The 20,809-nt window shown below is 31.3% G+C and carries 21 protein-coding genes and 1 tRNA gene; 10 read left to right on the top strand and 12 right to left on the bottom strand.

The features are described from left to right. Positions 1 to 187: 187 nt before the first annotated feature. Positions 188 to 1,342 (bottom strand): toxin-antitoxin system YwqK family antitoxin, encoded by a 1,155-nt coding sequence (locus KW502_RS13535; protein WP_219041090.1) that lies wholly within the window; start codon positions 1,340 to 1,342, stop codon positions 188 to 190. Between the two features lie 748 nt (positions 1,343 to 2,090). Further along, entirely contained in the window at positions 2,091 to 4,487 is a 2,397-nt protein-coding gene (locus tag KW502_RS13530) for an outer membrane beta-barrel family protein (RefSeq protein WP_219041089.1), read from the bottom strand. 246 nt (positions 4,488 to 4,733) lie between these two features. Here KW502_RS13530 and KW502_RS13525 point away from each other — a divergent pair, with 246 nt between their 5' ends. The 5 genes from KW502_RS13525 to KW502_RS15455 all read left to right on the top strand — a co-directional run bounded on the left by KW502_RS13525 (position 4,734) and on the right by KW502_RS15455 (position 8,530). Then, positions 4,734 to 6,128, top strand: a complete 1,395-nt coding sequence (locus KW502_RS13525; RefSeq protein ID WP_219041088.1) for a sensor histidine kinase — start codon at positions 4,734 to 4,736, stop codon at positions 6,126 to 6,128. Continuing rightward, a complete protein-coding gene (locus tag KW502_RS13520; RefSeq protein ID WP_219041087.1) occupies positions 6,125 to 6,829 on the top strand; it encodes a response regulator transcription factor in 705 nt (234 codons plus the stop codon). Before KW502_RS13525 ends, KW502_RS13520 begins: the two co-directional genes overlap by 4 nt. Positions 6,830 to 6,858: 29 nt before the next feature. Then, positions 6,859 to 7,524 (top strand): hypothetical protein, encoded by a 666-nt coding sequence (locus KW502_RS13515; RefSeq protein WP_219041086.1) that lies wholly within the window; start codon positions 6,859 to 6,861, stop codon positions 7,522 to 7,524. 98 nt (positions 7,525 to 7,622) lie between these two features. Further along, positions 7,623 to 7,799 carry a BF3379 family histone-like protein gene (locus KW502_RS13510; protein ID WP_219041085.1) on the top strand — a complete coding sequence of 59 codons (177 nt, stop codon included), beginning with the start codon at positions 7,623 to 7,625 and terminating at the stop codon, positions 7,797 to 7,799. A 587-nt stretch (positions 7,800 to 8,386) separates the two neighbouring features. Then, positions 8,387 to 8,530 (top strand): hypothetical protein, encoded by a 144-nt coding sequence (locus KW502_RS15455; protein ID WP_255554255.1) that lies wholly within the window; start codon positions 8,387 to 8,389, stop codon positions 8,528 to 8,530. A gap of 701 nt (positions 8,531 to 9,231) precedes the next feature. Here KW502_RS15455 and KW502_RS13500 read toward each other — a convergent pair. The 4 genes from KW502_RS13500 to KW502_RS13485 all read right to left on the bottom strand — a co-directional run bounded on the left by KW502_RS13500 (position 9,232) and on the right by KW502_RS13485 (position 10,798). After that, positions 9,232 to 9,531 (bottom strand): type II toxin-antitoxin system RelE/ParE family toxin, encoded by a 300-nt coding sequence (locus KW502_RS13500; RefSeq protein WP_219041084.1) that lies wholly within the window; start codon positions 9,529 to 9,531, stop codon positions 9,232 to 9,234. Further along, on the bottom strand, positions 9,524 to 9,772 hold the full coding sequence (locus KW502_RS13495) for a type II toxin-antitoxin system ParD family antitoxin (RefSeq protein WP_219041083.1): 249 nt from the start codon (positions 9,770 to 9,772) through the stop codon (positions 9,524 to 9,526). Before KW502_RS13495 ends, KW502_RS13500 begins: the two co-directional genes overlap by 8 nt. 66 nt (positions 9,773 to 9,838) lie before the next feature. Beyond that, a complete protein-coding gene (locus KW502_RS13490) occupies positions 9,839 to 10,606 on the bottom strand; it encodes a phage integrase SAM-like domain-containing protein (RefSeq protein ID WP_219041082.1) in 768 nt (255 codons plus the stop codon). 118 nt (positions 10,607 to 10,724) lie between these two features. Further along, positions 10,725 to 10,798 (bottom strand) — tRNA-Met (locus KW502_RS13485). 128 nt (positions 10,799 to 10,926) lie between these two features. Here KW502_RS13485 and KW502_RS13480 point away from each other — a divergent pair. Together KW502_RS13480 and KW502_RS13475 are read left to right on the top strand one after the other, a co-directional pair. Next, positions 10,927 to 11,322: an START-like domain-containing protein gene (locus KW502_RS13480; protein WP_219041081.1), complete on the top strand. Its 396-nt coding sequence runs from the start codon at positions 10,927 to 10,929 to the stop codon at positions 11,320 to 11,322. A gap of 57 nt (positions 11,323 to 11,379) precedes the next feature. Further along, on the top strand, positions 11,380 to 12,225 hold the full coding sequence (locus KW502_RS13475; protein WP_219041080.1) for an aminotransferase class IV: 846 nt from the start codon (positions 11,380 to 11,382) through the stop codon (positions 12,223 to 12,225). Here the strand turns inward: KW502_RS13475 and KW502_RS13470 are convergent. From KW502_RS13470 to KW502_RS13450, 5 genes are all read right to left on the bottom strand, one after another. Then, entirely contained in the window at positions 12,222 to 12,782 is a 561-nt protein-coding gene (locus KW502_RS13470) for a YqgE/AlgH family protein (RefSeq protein WP_219041079.1), read from the bottom strand. The two genes, KW502_RS13475 and KW502_RS13470, sit on opposite strands and share 4 nt — an antisense overlap. Positions 12,783 to 12,906: 124 nt before the next feature. Beyond that, entirely contained in the window at positions 12,907 to 13,179 is a 273-nt protein-coding gene (locus KW502_RS13465; RefSeq protein ID WP_219041078.1) for an HU family DNA-binding protein, read from the bottom strand. 184 nt (positions 13,180 to 13,363) lie between these two features. Further along, a complete protein-coding gene (fmt, locus tag KW502_RS13460; RefSeq protein WP_219041077.1) occupies positions 13,364 to 14,311 on the bottom strand; it encodes a methionyl-tRNA formyltransferase in 948 nt (315 codons plus the stop codon). Then, positions 14,308 to 16,185 (bottom strand): RecQ family ATP-dependent DNA helicase, encoded by a 1,878-nt coding sequence (locus tag KW502_RS13455; protein ID WP_369412536.1) that lies wholly within the window; start codon positions 16,183 to 16,185, stop codon positions 14,308 to 14,310. Before KW502_RS13455 ends, fmt begins: the two co-directional genes overlap by 4 nt. Positions 16,186 to 16,199: 14 nt before the next feature. Beyond that, positions 16,200 to 16,739 (bottom strand): AAA family ATPase, encoded by a 540-nt coding sequence (locus KW502_RS13450; RefSeq protein ID WP_219041076.1) that lies wholly within the window; start codon positions 16,737 to 16,739, stop codon positions 16,200 to 16,202. 81 nt (positions 16,740 to 16,820) lie between these two features. Here KW502_RS13450 and KW502_RS13445 point away from each other — a divergent pair, with 81 nt between their 5' ends. From KW502_RS13445 to murA, 3 genes are all read left to right on the top strand, one after another. Further along, positions 16,821 to 17,114, top strand: coding sequence for a DUF493 family protein (locus KW502_RS13445; RefSeq protein WP_219041075.1), 294 nt, complete (start codon positions 16,821 to 16,823; stop codon positions 17,112 to 17,114). 108 nt (positions 17,115 to 17,222) lie between these two features. Beyond that, positions 17,223 to 17,873, top strand: coding sequence for a DUF4290 domain-containing protein (locus KW502_RS13440; RefSeq protein ID WP_219041074.1), 651 nt, complete (start codon positions 17,223 to 17,225; stop codon positions 17,871 to 17,873). Between the two features lie 19 nt (positions 17,874 to 17,892). Continuing rightward, the gene (gene murA / locus KW502_RS13435; protein ID WP_219041073.1) at positions 17,893 to 19,203 is read left to right on the top strand and encodes a UDP-N-acetylglucosamine 1-carboxyvinyltransferase; all 1,311 of its coding nucleotides are present in this window, start codon (positions 17,893 to 17,895) and stop codon (positions 19,201 to 19,203) included. 75 nt (positions 19,204 to 19,278) lie between these two features. Here the strand turns inward: murA and KW502_RS13430 are convergent, their stop codons facing one another. Next, entirely contained in the window at positions 19,279 to 20,730 is a 1,452-nt protein-coding gene (locus KW502_RS13430; protein WP_219041072.1) for a TonB-dependent receptor, read from the bottom strand. Positions 20,731 to 20,809 lie beyond the last annotated feature (79 nt).

Here is a 20,809-nt window from a genome sequence, read left to right as displayed (position 1 = left end):
ATGCTCGACTTGTTTTTAATACCCAAAATTGGATTAAAGCAAGCCTACAGATACATTTTAAAGGCACTTCATTTTGCTAATTTACAAACGATATAAAACTAGAAAACCGCTCTAAAGCGGTTTAAATAAGTGAGATTTTCTAAGAATTAGAGGCTTGTGCAACGGTTACCGGTGTTGGCAACTGGCTTTATTCTTTACAATGTTTTTCTAATGCTTCTAAAACCATCCAGTTATCATCTCCGAGTGACACAGCTTTTTTCAAATCAGCACAAATTTTAATCAATTCCGATTCTGGTATTTCAGTTGCCTTTGAAGCGATTATTTGGATGTCTTTTGATTTTGATAAAGTCCGATCATTTCCAAGTTCGTGTTTTCTTAAAATAGCAAAAGCTCGATTTGAATATGCATTTGTAAAATAAGGCTCAATTTCGAGAGTTTTATCAAAATCCTTAATTGCCTCGTCAAATTGAAAATTATTTAATTTCATAGTTCCTCTCGCAAAATATCCTTCTGCCCAATTTGAGTCTAATTCTAAAGCTTTATCCAGTTTTTTTATCGCTACTTTATGGTTTACTTGTTTATATAATTTCTGTGATTCATTATAAAGTTTGAAAAGCTTATCGTTTATTTTATCTTTTTGATAAACTCCATTTTTGTAAACGTTTTTACCTTTAATTTCTCCTGTTGAATAAAAAGAAACAGATTCTCCGTCCATTTTTCCGTTAACAAAGTTTGTTCGTTGTTTTAATTGTCCGTTTGGATGATACATTTCCCAAATTCCAATTTCTTTTCCGTTCTTAAAATTCCCTTTTTGCATTAAAGTTCCATCTTCATAAAATCTTTGCTCAAGTCCGTTTGAAATTCCGTTCTCATATTCAATCTCGTCAGATATGTTTCCACTTAAATGGTAGAGTAGGCGTTTACCTTTTAGTTTCCCGTTGAACAAAATTCCTTCGCCTTGTTTTTTTCCAGTTAGATAATAGTCTATAAATTTTCCTGAATATGGTGTTGAACTATTTTTTAGATACCAAGTTCCATTTTTTTTGGTCATTAATTTAGTTGTCGGAATTGCTTTTATGCTATCTGGTCTTTTGATATATTCTTTAGTGAAAACATAAATAATTCTATCCAAATCTTTGTATCCAGAAGATTTCATTACTTTTTTATCTTTTACCACAACAACATTATCAATTTCATTTTCGGTTAGAGTTCGAAATCCTTCTTTCGGTTCTTCTATTACTGGAATTGAATCGACAACATATAAGACATTTTCTTTTGAGTTCTGACCAAAGCCAATTATCGATGATAAAGTGAGTAATAAAATCAGTATTTTGTTTTTCATTCGTGATTTTTTCAGCTTGTTGCCAACTGGTTATATCCAAACAAATATAACTGTTTATATAGGTATATTGACCGGATAACACAAGTTTTTAGTTTTACTTATTAGTATAAATTTTTTAAATTTAATTAAATAATTTATTGAATGAAGCATTATAAAAATCTCAAAACTAAAAATTTCTGTTTATTTCTATAAAATGAAACTCCATTCAAATTTTATAATCTCCCTATTTTTAAACAAAATTTATGAAGATAAACATACAAAAAAGAGTTTTAAAATAAATGTATTGGCAGGAAAGAATTGATAAATATATTCCTTCTGGTCTGTACAATCTTGTTGATCGTTATGGGATATTATATTTTCGTATATTAAAAAGAAAGACTGAAAATGGTGGCGATCGATAGCAAGTTGATTTTGAAAGTACAAATGTAAATTTCAAGTTTAACAATATCAAGGGGGTGCATTTATCATTGGGAGAAGTCCAAAAATATCGTCTGTAGATTAATAAAAAATTCTAGAAATCAATATTTTTTTAAATCATTTATAACGAAAAGAATTTTGAGCTATAAAAATTTGAAACGATGGGAATAAATAAATTTTTAAATGTTGCTGCATAAGGTTTAAGAAGAGAATTTATTTTAAGATTAAAAACAACTTATCCCTATTTTTTACCATGCTATCTATCAATACTTAAACACCAATAGCCTCCTACAAGATTTAATTAATAAAATATAACTTAAAATTTATAGGTTTACCATCTTTCCTGCTCTTCTGCACTAGCGCTATCCAAAGACTTCTTGTCTTTAACTGTATTTTTCCCAAATTTATAAGTAAAGCCAATTTTAAATAATCGGGTATCATTACGCCTATAAAAGCCTAAAGATTGATTAGGATAATTTATTTCAGCTTTTGCTCTGTTGGTATAAAAAATATCAGAAACCCCTAATGATAAATTTGCCTTTTCTTTCCAAAAGGAATAGTTCATGCCTATACTAACATCGGCATGATCATCTGCTTCATAAAAAGCTTGTATAGATTTACTTTCATAATATCCGGAGATTTCCATATTTAAATTTTTATTCAATTCAACGCTAAAAGAGCTTTGATAACGCCAAAAAACACCTGCGGGTTTTTCTTGAATGGAATCGTAAGCAATAACGTATTGTTGATATAGACCCAATAAGCTATGTTGCCAATTAATTTGTTTGTTAATTTTAAAAGGTAAAATAGCTTGCACTCCAGCGTTTTGATGACTTCCAAGATTTCCAAACGTATAGCGAGTTTCTTGAGTTGCTTCTACTTGATAGGGATACTCAGAATAATACGCTTGAGTATAATTGTAAAAAGGAGTGATAACATACCTGTTTTTTAGCGTATGATTCCATTCTAAACTATGGGTAAACTCGGGTCTTAATAACGGATTCCCTTGATTAGAAAACAACGGGCTTTGATAGGTAATAAAAGGATTAAGGCTACTATAATCTGGACGGTTAATGCGTCTTGCATAAGAAAGGTTCATTTGATACTGATTATTTACCTCATATTGAAGATAAAACGTAGAGAAAAGATTAAAGTAACGATAAGTGGTTAATTGGTCAAGGTTAGGGGAGTCTCCTTTTGTAGAAGTATATTCTCCTCGCAAGCCTAATTTAAGCTTCCATCTTTTAGCCATATTTTTTTGCATCGAAATATAGAGTGCCGCATTTTGTTCTCTGTACAAAAAGTCATTGTTTAAATTAGGATTTATTTGCCATTGCAGGTAATCAAAATTTTCAAATAAGAAGCTATTGTTTGTTTTGGTTTGAGCGTATTTTAAACCGGTTTCCCAAGTGGTTTTTTTAAAAGGTAAATAAAAGTCCACTTTAAAAGCCATGATTTCTGATTTATTTTTGAAATCACTCCGCAATTGTTCTTGAGTTAAAGGCTCATGTTCATTAAAATAATGGTTAGAAAACCTTTGCTGGTTATTGGTGCTAAAGCCTGCATAACTTCCGCTAAGCATCATTTTTTTCTTTAAGGAATCTAATGTATATTCATAAAAAATATCGGTACCGTAATTTATATAAGCACGCTCTTCAAAAGTTGAACTTTGTATGTTATGAAAAATATTATCCTCTTCTCCCAACTGAAAATTTTCATTTTCAGCAGGTCGTTCTTCTTCTTTTATCATAGTTCGTAAGGCAAAACTTAAAACAGATTTTTTGTTGATTTGCCAATCTATTTGATTTCTTATAGTATGGTAATAGGTGCGCCGATTTTCTTGATTAAAAGAACGATAATGCTGTATTATTCCGTTATTGGAAAACACGTTATATTGTTTAATAGCTTCAAAAGAATTTATTTTTCCGTAGCTGTAAGAAATATCCGTTCGTAATTGTTCATCTTGGTACTGAAACCCTGTTCTGCTCATTATTCGGGAGTATTTTCCCTGATAACCGTTGAGTGCTGTTTTTAACTCCCTTCCTTTTTTTCTTATTTTTTTGGTAACTATATTAATATAACCAGCATTTCCTTCTGCCTCAAAATTAGCTGGCGGTGTGGTAATAAGTTCGATTTTAATGATTTCATCAGCAGCAATATTTTTTAAGAAATCACTTATTTCATTGGTGGCTAAGTATTGTAACCTGCCATTTAGCATAACCCGAATACCAGATTTCCCCAGCATCTGTAACTGGTCGTCCGTAGCGGTGTAGATACCAGGTGTATTTTTTAACAATTCAAATAAATTATTGCCCGCAAAGGCAGATCTATTTTCTACATTAATCACCAAACGATCTAATTTTTTTTCCAATAATGGCTTTTGAGCAGAAATCATAACTTCAGATAGACTTTCTTCTGCAGAAAGTAAAATTAAGCCTAGAGGTTGAGGAGAGGAATCGACTAATTGAATATTCTTTGTAAGTTTTTGATAAGCGAGGTGATATACTTCAAGTATATAGATTCCATCAGGTGCTTTCAAGGTAAATTTTCCTAAAGAATCGGTCGCTGTATAGGTGATCATTTTTTGTTGAACGTCTCTTAAAATCACATCTGCATTTTCCACAGGATGTTTTAGCATGTCTTTTACTTCTCCGTGAAGTGCTATAGATTGTGCTATTAAAACTTGCTGAATGAATAGAGATAGGAAAAATAAGCTTAGTTGTTTCATGATTTTTGCTTTTAGAGTACAGCAAATTTGAGACAACTTCACTTTAAATACGGTTAACCCGTGGTTAATGGGAGGTTAATGTAACTCACAAAAATCCTTAAGGATGGATCTGAATACATTTCAAAACCTAAAGACCCATTTATAACAAGGCTTTTGCTCAATTTTAAGGTTAACGATGGGTTAACGCATAGAAATGTTTCTCTATAAAAGCTAAAGTATAGTAATTTTGATGCAGAAGATGTAATTATGAAACTGAAGATCACTTGGCTTATCCTAATTTCTATCGCTGCTTTTTTAGCATTATCGACTATTCAGGGCTATCTTATCTATAACACCTACACTTTAAAAAGAAAGGCGTTTATTGAAGACACCCGAAGCCGAATCTTGAACATTGACTATAACCAAGAATTGGATTCGATTATAAATAACTGGGATGAAGAATTGAAAAACCAGATTGCCGATTATAAAAACCATCGTAGTACAAATCAAGAAATATTATACAGGTTGCAGCAAAAAGCCGATACCTTAAATAAAGATTACTATCGTATTTATCAGAAGGAATTAAAAGATAAAAAACTCGGGTATTCGGTTAATTATAAAAAGAATATAGAAAGCATTGTCATTTTTGGAGAAGAAAATGATACCCTTTTTCCGCAAAAACAAGTGCAAACCTTTAAAATGTTTGGAAATGACTTTCCTAACGAAAAAGCAAATTCGGTGAGTGTTTCCCGAACCTTTTCTCAATACGACTACCTCGATCAAACCGAGGATAAAATTACCACAAAGCATTACAATATAGAGTTAAAGTTTAAAGATATGATGCAGATTGTAGATGAAAAAAGTATCGTGCTCAATCAAATGCTTGGTTTATTGGTGGGATCGGTGTTTCTTTTTTTAGTAATGCTGGGGCTTTTTTATTACTCGCTAAAAAGCTTAATAACCCAAAAAAAAATAAGCACAATAAAAACCGATTTTATAAATAATATAACCCACGAGCTGAAAACACCTTTGGCTACTTTAGGAATTGCCATAAAAAGTTTAAAAAATGAACACATATTAAAGCACCCTGAAGCATTAACCAATTCATTACAGATTATAGATCGCCAAAATGAACGTATTCAAAAACTTATCGATCAAGTGATGAATAGTAGTTTGGAGGCAGGGCATCTACAATTAAATCGTCAACCAATAAATACATTTGCTTATTTAAATAGGGTAGTGGAAGATTTTAAATTGAGTCAAACAAAGGAAGAGCTAACAATAATTACTTCTTTTCAAAAAGAGACACCATCCCTTTTTATAGATGAATTTTATTTTACCACAGCACTATTTAATTTCTTAGACAATGCTGTAAAATATAATGAGGCAGATATTCGTATTCATATGACTACAAAGCAAATAGAAGATTATTTTTTTATAGAAATTAGCGATAACGGATTAGGAATTCCCAAACCAGCTCAAAAACAGATCTTCGAAAAATTTTATCGTGTTTCTCAAGGAAACTTACATACGCATCAAGGTCTTGGCTTGGGATTATATTATTCAAAACAAATAATAATAGCGCATGAAGGAAGTTTAGAAGTGCAAAGTGACATTAGAAAAGGAAGTAAATTTATCATTCAAATTCCGTTTGCCTTATGATAAAAGCTCATCTATTATTAGTAGAAGATGATTATGACTTTGGAAGTATTTTAAAGCAATATTTAGAAGTACACGGGTATCAAGTAAGTTGGGCGGTTAATGGACAAGTAGCTTTAGAACTACTACATAAACAAGAGCAAATACCGTTTTCTATCGCGGTTCTTGATGTGATGATGCCAGAAATTGATGGTTTTCAGCTCGCTAAAAAAATTATTCAACAGTTTCCCGAAGTTCCGTTTATATTTTTAACCGCTAGAAAACTAAAAGAAGACAAAATAAGGGGACTAAAGCTAGGTGCCGATGATTATATTGTAAAACCTTTTGATGCCGACATCTTGGTGTTACGCATTCAAAATATTTTAAGGAGAACTCAACAGCATCTCAAGCAACCTGAAACTGAAGCTAATCTTAAAATTTCGAGTTATTATTTAGATACTCAAAATTATTGTTTGCTTAGGGAAGGAAAAGTTCAAAAAATAACAGAAAAAGAAGCTGCCTTAATTGATTATTTGTTTCAAAACAAAAATAAATTACTCAAACGCGAAACCATTTTACAGCAGCTATGGGGAGAGGTCGATTTCTTTTCGGGACGAAGTATGGATGTTTTTATAAGTCGTTTGCGTAAATATTTTAAAGAAGATCCCCGAATAAAAATTAAAAGTACCCGAGGTATAGGTCTCACTTTTCTAGTAGAAAAATAAATTTATTAATTCATAAAAACCATATCATCATGAAACTTATTCTATTATCAATTGTATTATTTGTGTGCGGACTGTTTTGTCGAGCACAACAAGCATCTTCTAGTACTACTTCAACAGCTACTAACTCTAGTACAAGTAACAGCTATAAACATTCAGTAGCTAATAGTGAACAGAAAGACGAGAATTTATCTATCGCCGTAAGCAATTCTAACGATAGTTATAAGTTTAGGGCAAGTTATGCTTCTCCATATGACCAACAGGTAAAAGAAACTTTAATCGATGCATTTGGAAAAGAGCGTATTAATAAAAAAGGTTCTTGGCTTTCTTGGGTATTCTCACCAAGTAATGATGAGATATATACTATAGAATTCTCTTCAGGTTATCTTAGAATGAAATTAGATAAAACTCAAGCAGGGAACGAGCTACAGCAAAAATTCACGGATACAGGTGAACTAATTAAAAAAATAATTTCGGGAGAACTAAGCAATCGCGAAGACTTAATCTTACAACGTAAATCTATGCGTTTAGAACGTGAAGCTAAACGTATGCAGCTGGAAGCAAAGCGCTTAAGCTTACAAGAACGACGAAATACCAAAAGGGAAGAGGTAAAAGAGTTACGAGAAGAGTCTGATCGGCTACGTAAACAGGTAGATAGTTTAGATCAGGAAGTAAAAAAGCTGAAAGAAAAGCCTTAAACAAGTACGGGTTCTTCGTGAAATTTATGGGAATAAGGGCGTGTTTAAATAGAATAATTTTATTTTAGTTTTGTAAATAAAATTTAAAAACAAGAATTATGAAAGAATTGATCGAAAACATTAAAAGCACTTACAAATCTTTTGAGAGCGATGCCAATGCTCAATTAGAAAGTGGTAATAAAGCAGCAGGTACTAGAGCAAGAAAATCTTCTTTAGCTTTAGAAAAATTGCTAAAAGAATTCCGTAAAGTTTCTGTAGCAGAAGCAAAAAAATAAAAAGCTCATCTCTATCGTAGAGAGTTTATACTTTCACCCTAGCATAATGATAATTGGTTATTTTTAAAAAGATGAATACTTTATTGCTATTCATCTTTTTTCATGAATATTACCAATAACCGTACTTATTGAAATTCGTTTATATCGCAAGTAATCTATTTACGGCGGTCTACCCAGTAGTTAAACGTTTCCTTACCATAGTTTCACAATCTTATTGGGGTGTGTTTTACAGCCATAATTATATGAACCTCATAATTTTAAAAACAAGCAAATTGGGGGAGAGCCTCATAAAAAATCCACAATCATTTAGTAATGATTCTTTTTATATGAGATAATTTACCCTTTTCAGAGTTCGTAATGCCAAAGATGTCTAAATAGTATCCGTTCTATATGTTTTTGCATATAATAAAAGGATTGGCAACATTTGTAAAAAAAACGAAGTAAATAGAAGAAGAATTTGAAGAGAGGGAAGAACTGTAGTCTGTAAAATAGAGTAGAGGAAGACAAATCTTAATATGAAAAAAGTAAACTTGTTTTAGCCATCTTTGTAGATGAATGAGCACCTATAAATACAAAAGAAATACTTAATGAGGCAAGCGAAGGTATTTTGTAAAGATGTGATAGCGGCAACAATTACCGAGACCAATGAAGGAGATTATATATTTCAGTATAAAGAATATTATACTAAAGAAATTACGTTGGCCATTAAGAAAGGAACCCTATACCGATAGCAGATTATTTCCCTTTTTATGAAGGATTGATTTCCAGGGTTTGGTTATTGGATATTACTGCCAAAAAATGGAAAATTAATCCTAACGATTGCATGGGCTTATTATTGGTTTGTTGTTAAAACTGTATAGCAGCCGTAAGTATAATATCCATAAATAAAGCCCATGATAAATAAATATTTATATTTGTTGCTAACCGTTAAAAGCTGAGGAATCTCCTAGATAAGCCCTATCTAACCCACACTAAGTCCATAATAACTGCAGAGCAAGACTACACTATTTATACTATATAGTGGTTTTATAATAGGTACACACTTGTTTGCGTATAGGTTAGATTTTAGAAACTTAGGGTTGATAATGAAAGTAAGATTTAGTGAAATTCGCAAAGAAACACCTTGAATTACTGAAATGGCTTTGAGTTTACAATTAAAACAATTAGAAAAAGATGTTTTGGTTTCAAGAAAAGGCTATGGTAAAAGCCACCAATAAAAAAGGTTTATAATCTGACCGATTTTGGTAAATCTTTCATTCCAGTTTTAGAGTCTATTATACTTGGATAAATCAGATTGTAAGAGAAAAGAGTGTGTTTGCTAGTAGTTTTTCTGAAGTGGCATACAATGTTAGCAGGGGACCATCCTGTAAAGTGTGTAAGTTTAAAATACCTTGGGTTTGTCTTTAATTAATATTTAGAGTTGAACCCTTTTTTATTCGCTTATTCTATTTTTTAAATCCATTCTTTCGTGTAGGATTCTGATTATTTCAATTCTATCATTTGACATTTGCTGATAAAAAATAATATGTTTTCCAAATTTTAGTCCGAGTAAATTTTTGTTTATCCCGTAATATTCTTTTCCAATATCGGGATTATCTCCAATTCCATTGCAAGCCATTTTAACTGTTGCATAATATTTATCAGCTTGCTTTTCAGACCATTTTTCGAAAGTATAATACCAAATACTATTTAAGTCATTAATAGCTTCTTGTCTTAGTATAACTTTAGCCATTCTTTCTTTTCTCTGCTTTTAATCTTTTCAGATTTTCATCAAAGTCAAAATCTTCAACCAATGGACTGTTCAACCCTTCTTGTATTGCATTTCGCAACGCAATTACTTTACTTTCTTCATTTTCCAACATTCTGAGTCCAGCTCTGATAACTTCACTAACGTTCTTGTATCTACCAGCAGAAACTTGAGTTTGTACAAACTGGTCAAAATAATCTCCGAGTGATATGGATGTATTCTTCATTATTTTTAATTTTAATCAAATTTACCAAAAATTGGTAAAAAAACTAAATTCAGCTCGATTTTTAAATTACACCCAATGTGTTTTTTTTAATTTAGTGATTTCCGTCCTTCTAATAAAACAAAAATATACCGTAAGCATTAAACATAAATAGTGTTTGTTTGTAAGAGCTTGATATTTAAAAATTTCATTTCGCACATTACCCGGTATTAATTCCCTTTTTTTCTTAGTAACCATTTTTTTAGAAATTCCGTTAACTGGATTAGATGGAATAAATTTTCTGTCGGTCATAAAAATTGCCAACTGGTTAAGAAATGAAAGGTAATTATTGTGAGTTCTTGCAGATCGTTTTCTTTCATAATAGATGTAATCTAAAAATTCAAGAACAAATTTTTTGTCAAATTCTGCTACGAACATTTCGCCAATATTTTTTTCAGTTAAGTATTGCTTAATATTATTAGAAAAGGAATTGTACGCACGGTAACTATCTAATCTTATTAAACCGTCATTTGCTTTGCGTTCCGCTTGATCTATATAGAAATCTAAAACTTTAACAAGTTTTTTAAATTCGTGATCGGCAATACCTTCATAAAATGGCGACCAACCTTTTTCAAGCTTTTTATTTATTTCGTTACACATTCTCGTGGCAATTTTTTTTCGCAACGTTTTGTTTGAATGTTTCGGAACCCTACGTTTAAATCTTTTTAAATCTTCTTTATCTGGAATTTTTACAGAAAATACAACGCGCCAGTTCTCTCCAGACGTTTCTTTTAGATCTGCAGGAATGTAATCAACAAATAGAATTTTTTTTGAAGTGGTTTTTTGAGAAGTATCCATTTTTTTTTAGCAGTCTTTTAAAAAGCAGCTAAAAATATAGATTGAACCAAATATGAACCGGCAATTACGCTTAAAAACGTCAAAACCCTTGAAATTACAAGGGTTTTGAAAAATACTGTAGCGAGACCGAGATTTGAACTCGGGACCTCCGGGTTATGAATCCGACGCTCTAACCAACTGAGCTACCTCGCCGTTTGCGGGTGCAAATATAAAATTATTTTATTATGTTGCAAATAAGTTTTAAAAAAAATAAAATAATTAATTTTCCTTTCAATGTTTCTAAAGAATATATATATTGCCTTTCAACAAATAAAATACGTATGAGTACTAAAATAAAATACGAAATGGAGTTTCCTATTCAGGCATCTCCGTCATTATTATATCAATATATTTCAACTCCTTCAGGTTTAAGCGAATGGTATGCCGATAATGTAAATTCTAGAGGTGAGATTTTTACGTTTATTTGGGAAGGTAGCGAAGAAAAAGCAAAGCTTCTAAGTAAAAAAAGTGGAGAGCGCATTAAATTACGTTGGTTAGAGGATGAAGAAGAGGGAAATCCTTATTTTTTTGAGATGAGAATTCAGGTAGATGAGATTACTAAAGATGTTTCTTTAATGATTACCGATCATGCAGAAGATGATGATGAAGTTAATGAAGGGAAAATGCTTTGGGAAAATATGGTTTCAGATTTAAAACATGTGCTTGGTTCTGTATAAAAGATTTTTTTAATTTAGTATATTTGCCCCGTTTTTACTTAAATACGGGGCTTTTTTATGATTAATTTTGAAGGTGAAATAGTACAAGATCAACATGTAAATTTAAACATAGAGAATAGATCTTTTAATTACGCTGATGGTTTGTTTGAAACCATAAGAGTGATTAATGGTAAAATTATGTTTTGGGAAGATCATTACTTTAGATTAATGGCTTCTATGCGTATTTTACGTATGGAAATCCCAATGCAGTTTTCCCCAGAATTTTTAGAAGCAGAAATCTTAGAACTTCTTGAAGCAAATAAATTAACGCAACAACCTGCTAGGGTTAAAATTAATGTTTACCGAAAACCAGGAGGGCTTTATCAACCCAGTACTAGAGAAGTAAATTATACCATAAGAACCTATGAGTTAGCTAATTCTTTTTACATTTTAGATGAAAAAGATTATGAGATAGAGCTATTTAAAGACCATTACTTAACCAGTGGTTTGCTTTCTACGTTAAAGTCTACCAATAAAATAATTAATGTACTGGCAAGTATCTATGCAGAAGAAAATGCTTATCAAAACTGTTTGTTAGTCAACGAGAAAAAAAATATTGTAGAAGCTTTAAACGGAAACTTATTTGTAGTGAAGGGAAACAACATTAAAACCGCGCCTTTAACAGATGGTTGTTTAAATGGAATTACAAGAAAAAAACTTATCGAGATCATTAAAAAAACAGATGATTTTACTTTAGAAGAAGCATCTGTTTCTGCATTTGAATTGCAAAAAGCAGATGAATTATTTATCACAAATGTGGTGATGGGTATTCAACCAATTACAAAATACAGAAAGAAAAATTTTAGTGCGAAAGTGGCAAAGCAACTCTTAGCAAAATTAAATACTACTGCTAGGTTGGGTTAATTGTAACTAGGGTTTTCTGGGGCATTTGACCAAATTAAGTATTCACCACCAAGCTCTTTCATCTTTTCTTTCCAGAAATTTGCAGAATCTTGTTGTAAGATACCTTTATTGTCTTTATTATCTATCACAACCCAAGCGTTAGCGCTTAATTCTATATCTAACTGATTAGAATCCCAACCGCTATAGCCTAAGAAAAACTTAATGTCTTCTTCGAAAATTAAATTATTCTGAATGAGACTTTTTACTACTTCAAAATTGCCTCCCCAAAAAATACCTCCTGCTATTTCTATACTTCCAGGGATAAGTTCTGGTACTTTATGTATAAAATAGAGATTGTCTTGTTCTACAGGACCACCATTAAAAACTTTAAAGTTTTTATTAATGCCTGGAATAAGTTCAGATAAATCAAAATCTAAGAGTTTATTCAGAATAAAACCCACCGATCCTTCAGTATTATGGTCGGCTAACAGAACGACAGATCTATTGAATGAAACATCACCTATAATAGAAGGTTCTGCAACTAGTAATTTTCCTTTATGTGGTACTAATGATGTCAAATATTTTAGTCTTTGGAAATAAATCTAAATTAAAAAATCTATAAATGCAATTAATATTTATAAAAAAGCATAAAAAAAACCTCTCGAAAAGAAAGGTTTTTATAAACTTATGGAATACAGTTAATTAATTAACCGATTTCTGTAAATCAGATCCTGCTTTAAACTTAACAACGTTTTTAGCAGCGATTTTGATTGTTTTTCCAGTTTGTGGATTTCTACCTTCGCGAGCAGCTCTTTTAGAAACAGCCCAAGATCCAAATCCTACTAGAGAAACTCTATCTCCTTTTTTAAGAGATCCTTCAATATTCTCTAAGAAAGATTCTAATGCTTTTTTAGCAGCAGCTTTAGAAATCCCGGCATCTTCTGCCATTGCATCAATTAAATTCGTTTTGTTCATAATTTTTGATTTAAACTAATTGTTGGTTAAACATGTATTGATTTCGTCTACAAATTTATACGGAATTCTCACCTATGCAAGCAATAGCAGGTCAAATGGGCGATATTGTTAATAACTTAGTGGTATTGTTAATAAATCACACTTGATTTATTAAAAATTTCTTCAGTTCAGTATTTGTAAGGGTTTACACCATTTTTGAATTCTCTTCTAAAGAAAAACCATTTAATAGATCTTTTGTAGGTAGTTTACGTTTTCCAGGTAATTGAATTTCTTCTATGAAAATATAACCATCTTGAGTGGCTACTTTCAATTTTTTATCTTCTTTAGTTACCGTTCCTATGTTAGTTTGATGATTTTCTATAACATAACTAGCAGAATAAACTTTACAGCGTAATTCTTTATTACCGTTATCTAAATATGTCCATGCAACTGGGTAAGGACTTAAGCCTCTAATGTGATTATAAATTTTAATTGCTGGTTGTTGCCAATCTATCTTGGTATTTTCATTATTAAGTTTGTAAGCGGTTTTTAAAGGAGAAAAATTATTTTGCTTTTGTGTTTTAACGTTTTCTTCTTGAATGAGCTTCAAGGTTTCTGTTACTAGATCTGCACCTAAATGCATTAATTTATCATGCAATACGCCTGCATTTTCGGCAGAATCTATGGCTATTTCTTTTTTTGCAATAATTTCTCCAGTATCAATTTTTTCATCGATAAAAAAAGTTGTTACTCCTGTTTTTTCTTCTCCGTTAATAATTGCCCAATTAATAGGAGCTGCTCCTCTATATTGCGGTAGAAGAGAGGCGTGCAAATTAAAAGTACCTAAAGCAGGGAAATTCCAAACTTTTTTAGGTAACATTCTAAAAGCAACTACAATAATTAAATTAGGATTAAGTCTATTGAGGTCTTCTTGGAAAGATTCTGATTTTAAATTAGTGGGCTGTAACACTTCTAAATCATGTTGAAGTGCAGCTTCTTTTACAGCAGAAAATCTTAATTTTTGACCTCTTCCAGCAGGTTTATCTACCGCGGTAACCGCACCTACCACATTATATTTTTCGGCTATAATCTTGTCTAATATGGTAACTGCAAAATCTGGAGTACCCATAAATAGAATTCTTAAATTTTTCATTTGAGCTTATATTTTTTATCGGGGGTTAAGGTAATTTTATTAAATTCTAAGAGCTGCTGAAGTATACTTATTACTATTTCTTCATCATATTTAACTACTTGAACAATTTCTCTGGAAGACATGGCATGGTTGGTTAAATATTTAAGTATTTCTAAAGCAATTTGGCGTTTATTAATGTTGTTATTTTTATTCTTTTGCAAGCATACACTACATTGACCGCAGGGCTTAACGTCTATTTCACCAAAATAAGTAAGTAATTGTACCATTTTACAATCTTTATTATTCTCTAAATAAGCTAAAACAGCATTTATTTTAGTCTCTTTGTTGGTGTATTGCTGCTTAATGTATGGAATTAGCGGACTAATGGTTATTTGATCTTCTCTTGGTTGAAGAAAGAATATAGAGGTGTCTTGATCTATAATTCTAAGATTTATAACCTCTAGGTGGTCTAGTTCATTTAAAACAGTTTTAATCTCCTGAGGATTGAATCCAGTTTTGTATTGAAGTTCTTTAAAATCTAACGAGATAAACTGCTCAAATATTCCAGAATAATTTCGGGTTAAAATTTGTACAAAATGATGAAATTTTGGTTGTAATTGCGTGAGCTGATCTACTTGCTTTGCTGAAACCTTAAAAACAATTTCTATTTTTTGTTTGTATTCTTTTTTTAAGCTAAAAATACTTGTCCTGTCTAAAAGTTGAAGTACTTGGTAGGTTTTTCCTGAAGAAAGTTGATAGGTTTTACAAAAATTTAAAAAGTTGAAATTATATAATTCTTCTTTTCCTTCACCATAAGCTATAGAAAAAAAAGCATTTAATTTTTTGTAAATTAGTTTAACATCTTCAACTTTTGGTATAATGCTTAAAAATTGAGTTTTTAGCCTTAGTATATCTGCATCATTATAGATAAGGTAAGCCTTGGCAGGTTTTCCGTCTCTGCCGCCACGCCCAATTTCTTGAAAAAAACTTTCTAAACTTTCGGGTAAATGGTAGTGAATTACATTTCTTACATTTGCTTTATCGATTCCCATTCCAAAAGCACTTGTGGCTACCATTACGCTAACCTTTTCATCTAGCCAATTTTTTAAAAGTTTATTTTTAGTAGCGGTTTGCAAACCGCCATGAAATGGAGAAGCAGCAATGTTTCTAGTTGATAAAAATTCAGAAATTTCTTCTGTAGCATTTCTATTTCTTACATAAATAATTGACGAACCTGGATTGTTAGAAAGAAATTGAAAAAGCTTATGGTTTTTATCTTCAAATTTTTCAGAAATTAAGCTTAAGTTGTGGCGTTTAAAACTTTGTTTTACAATCTTAGCTTCGGGTATTTCTAAATAATTTACCATATCACTAACTACTTTTTGGGTTGCAGTAGCGGTAAGTGCTATGGTCTTTATTTGCGGATGAAGATTTTTAAAATCTACAATATTTTGGTAGGCAGGTCTAAAATCATGCCCCCACTCAGAAATACAATGTGCTTCATCTACGACTAAATAGCTTACATTCATGAGTTTAATTCTTTCTTGCACAAGCTCTTGGCTTAAACGTTCTGGTGAGAGGTAAAGAAATTTGTATTTTCCGTAAATGCAGTTATCTAGTGTTTTGTCTAATTCGTCATAAGAAATGCCGCCTTGCAACATTAAAGCAGGTATGCCTCGTTGCATAAGGTTATTTACTTGATCTTGCATTAAGGCAAGTAAAGGAGAAATAACAATACAAATTCCTTTTTTTAATAAAGCAGGAACTTGAAAGCATAATGACTTTCCGCCACCAGTTGGCATTAAAGCAATCACATCTTTATTATTTAAAATATGATTGATTACTTCTTCTTGACTTGGTCTAAATTTAGAATAGCCCCAGTATTGGTATAATATGTCTTCTTTTTTGTTTATGACTTTAAGTTTTCTAAAATAAAGTTAGTTCTTTCTTTTACATTAGTTTTAGGAACTTCAATTAAATGATAACCTAAATTTTTATAGGTTTTAATAAGCTCTTTTTCAATTAAAAAAGCTTCCTCTAAATTTTCATAGCGTTCTGTATCAGACTTATAAATTTCTGGCCAAACTGGTAATAAAAAAGCTTGGTCGTAAGTGTAATCTATGTTTGCTTTACTGAATTTTAGGGGGTATTTTTCTTTTTTAAAATCCATATAAGCGGTTACGTCTGGTATACCTCTATCTATAAAAACAGCTTTTTCTATTTTTTGTGCTTGCTTAAATTGATTAATTCTACCTTCTAATAGTTTTTCACTAAACAAAAGCGGTTCTGTCAAAAATAGCTGATCTATACCTTCTTTTTGAGCTTTTTGAATGATTTCTCTTGATACTTCATCAAAACAAGGATAACCTCTATTTTTTAATTCGGTGATAACAGAAGATTTTCCCGTTCCTGGGCCGCCAAGAATTACAATTTTTGAATGATTATGCATGAATTTCTATTTAATTAAAGGCAATTTAAAAAAATAGCTTAATTACAGTATCTTTGTAGAAAAAAAAGAAATAGATTTTTTATGAATGCAAATGAAAATCCAGAAGAGTTTTACAAAAAATTACATAAACAATTAGAAGAAACCACTTCTTGGCCTAGTGAATATCTTTATAAATTTATTGTTCCTTCTGCCAATGAAAAGATTGAATTAGTAGAAACTATATTTGATAATATGGGAGCAGTAATCACCACCAAACAATCTTCAAAAGGTACTTATACCAGTGTTTCTATAAATGTAAAGATGAAAAATCCTGATCAAGTGATTGAAAAATATAAAGAAGTGGGAGCCAAGGTAGAAGGTGTTATTTCACTCTAATAATTTTTATTGTATTTTTTGAACAATCTTCGGTATTATTTATTATTTTGCACGAAAAGGTTATAAGTACTACAATAACCAATACTTTAATATTAGAAAACTTCAGTTTTGATATACGACTTAGAATATAATTCAGAAAGAACAAAATTAATTATACCTGAATATGGCAGACATATTCAAAAAATGGTAGAACATGCCGTTAGCATAGAAGATGATAAAAAGAGAAATGAAGTAGCAAATTCTATTATCGCTGTCATGGGGAATTTAAATCCGCATTTAAGAGATGTATCCGATTTTCAGCATAAATTATGGGATCAGTTATTTATTATTAGTGATTTTAAACTAGATGTAGATTGTCCGTTTCCTAAGCTTTCTCGAGAAAAATTACAAGAATCTCCAGATCCATTAGGTTATCCTCAAAATTTCCCTAAATATAGATTTTACGGAAATAATATTAAGCGCATGATTGACGAGGCAATGAAGATGGAAAGTGGTCCTTTAAAAGAAGGTTTAGTGCTTACGATTGCTAATCATATGAAAAAGTGCTATTTAAATTGGAACAGGGATACGGTAGAAGATAAGGTGATTTTTAATCATTTATTTGAATTAAGTGATGGGCAAATTAATTTAAATCAGAAAGATGAAGATCTTGCTAACGCATCAGATTTATTAAAAGGTAAGAAAAGAACCACAACCAGTTCTAATAACAATTATAAAAATTCAAAAAAAGGTAAAACTAGAGGACGTAAGCGTTACTAAAAAAACCTAACTAACCAATATGGCTACATTTCAAATCGAGGGAGGGCAAGCTTTAAAAGGTGAAATTCAACCTCAGGGTGCTAAAAATGAAGCACTACAAATTTTATGTGCAGTACTTCTTACTAACGAAACCGTAAAGATTAACAACATACCAGATATTAGAGATGTCAATAAATTAATTGATATCTTAAGTAATTTGGGAGTTAAAATTCAGAAGCTAGGTAATGGTACTTATAGTTTTAAGAGTGATGAATTAAACTTAGATTATTTAGAAAGCGAACAATTTAAGCAAGAGGGTAGTGGTTTAAGAGGCTCTATTATGATTGTCGGACCTTTATTAGGAAGGTTTGGCAGAGGATATATTCCTCGCCCAGGTGGTGACAAAATAGGTCGTAGAAGATTAGATACTCATTTCGAAGGATTTATTAAACTCGGCGCAGAATTTAGATATAATAAAGAAGAGCGTTTTTATGGTGTAGAAGCACCAAAAGGTTTAAAAGGAACTTTCATGCTTTTGGAAGAAGCATCAGTTACAGGGACTGCCAATATAGTAATGGCAGCAGCTTTAGCTGAAGGAGAAACTACTATTTATAATGCCGCCTGTGAACCTTATTTACAACAGCTTTGTAAGATGTTGGTATCTATGGGGGCAAAAATAGATGGTATAGGTTCTAATATGCTCAAAATAACTGGTGTTAAAGAATTAGGAGGGTGCACCCACACTATTTTGCCAGATATGGTTGAGATTGGATCTTGGATTGGTTTGGCAGCAATGACCAAAAGTGAAATTACCATTAAAAATGTAAGTTGGGATAATTTAGGATTAATACCTACCACTTTTAGAAAATTAGGGATTACCATCGAAAGAAAAGGAGATGATATTTATATTCCGGCTCATAAAAATGGTTACGAAGTACAAAGCTTTATTGATGGCTCTATAATGAACATTAGTGATGCTCCTTGGCCTGGATTTACACCAGATTTATTAAGCATTATTTTAGTAGTCGCAACTCAAGCAAAAGGAAGTGTACTTATTCATCAAAAAATGTTTGAGAGTAGATTATTCTTCGTAGATAAATTGATAGATATGGGCGCTAAGATTATATTATGTGACCCTCACAGAGCAACAGTAATAGGACATAATTTTGAATCTCAATTGAAAGCCACTACGATGACAAGTCCTGATATTAGAGCTGGTATTTCTTTATTAATTGCAGCGTTATCTGCTAAAGGAACCTCTACCATTCATAACATTGAACAAATAGATCGTGGTTATGAAGATATTGATGGAAGGTTAAAAAAGATAGGTGCTAAAATCACTAGACTTTAAGTTTACATAAGATTCTAATAAAAAAGGAGTTTCAATTTGAAACTCCTTTTTTATTAGAATAATTTAAAAGAAAGATTATTTCTGTTCTATCATTTTACTATTGTAACCAAAAAGATGCTGAGATTTAATCATCTCTGCAGTTTCAAGAGGCAACATTTCTTCCCAGCCATCTTGTCCTTCAGTAATCATTTGTAGCACTTCTCTAGAGAAGATATCCATTAGGCTACGGTCGTAATCTTGTATATCTACTACTTTTCCATTGTATTTGAAGAATTTATATAATTCTTTCATACGTGGATGAACTTTTAGGTTATCACTATCGGTAATTTCTCCAGTCTTTTTATCTTTTAAAGGGTATAAGTATACTTTTAAATCTTTAAAGAAGAGTTTACCAAATGCTTCTAGAATACCACCGCTTAAATGACGATAATATTTTTCATCAAAAATATCTACCAGGTTGTTTACACCCATGGCTAACCCCATTCTTTGCTTGGTGTAACGAGAAAAATATTCAACTACTTTATAATATTCTTGAAAGTTAGAGATCATAACAGTTTGTCCCAACGCACAAAGTAATTTTGCACGCGCCATAAAATCTTTTTCATCGATTTCACCTTCAGATCTTAAGTTAGAAAGAGTGATCTCAAAAACACAAATAGTATTTTCTTCTTCAACTCTGCTTTCTTGTTTAAAAAGTTCCATGGAGTTTTTATAAATATCCATATTCACTTTCGTTACCGGTCTAAAGCTACCTCTAAGAGCAAGTACATTTTTTTTATAGAGTATTCTTGCTGGTAAAACATTATTTCCGTCTGGAGCAAACATCACCGCTTCTGTCATTCCATTTTTAACAAGTTGTAAACTCATTAATCGGTTATCTACATTTTCAAAACGCGGACCAGAAAAATTAATCGTATCTATCTCTAATTGATCTTTATCAATATGATCATATAAATAACGTAATAATTTTTTAGGGTTATCATATTTGTAATAGGCACCGTAAATAAGATTTACCCCTAAAATACCGAGTGTATTTTGTTGTAGTCGGGCATCATTTTCTTTAAATCTTAAATGAAGACTAATTTCATTATAATCTTCATCTGGTCTTACTTGATATCTAATTCCAACCCAGCCGTGACCTTTATATTTTTTTGCAAAATCTATGGTAGCTACTGTATTAGCGTAGGTGAAAAACAGCTTTTTAGGATGCTTCTCTCTATCCATACGCTCTTCCATTAAGCGCATTTCATGCGATAGCATTTTTTTAAGTCGAGCTTCGGTTACATATCTCTTATCATCTTCAATACCGTAAATAGCATCACTAAAGTCTTTATCATAAGCACTCATTGTCTTTGCAATAGTACCTGAAGCAGCTCCTGCCCTAAAAAAATTTCTAACGGTTTCTTGTCCGGCACCTATTTCTGCAAACGTGCCGTAAATATTTTCGTTAAGATTAATGCGCAGCGCTTTACTTTTTATCGAAGGAACATTTTCAAATTCCTTATCGCCCATAATGGTTATTGGCATATCGATCTAGAGATTTAGTTTGTGTGTTTATTCTTTACATCAAAGGTAGTGAATTGGCATTTAAACAAAAAAATATAAT

It is taken from the genome of Mesonia aestuariivivens (assembly GCF_019311235.1).
Classification (GTDB): Bacteria; Bacteroidota; Bacteroidia; order Flavobacteriales; family Flavobacteriaceae; genus Mesonia; species Mesonia aestuariivivens.
The sequence above is the reverse complement of the archived record's forward strand: the minus strand, read 5'-3'. Positions and strand labels throughout refer to the sequence as shown.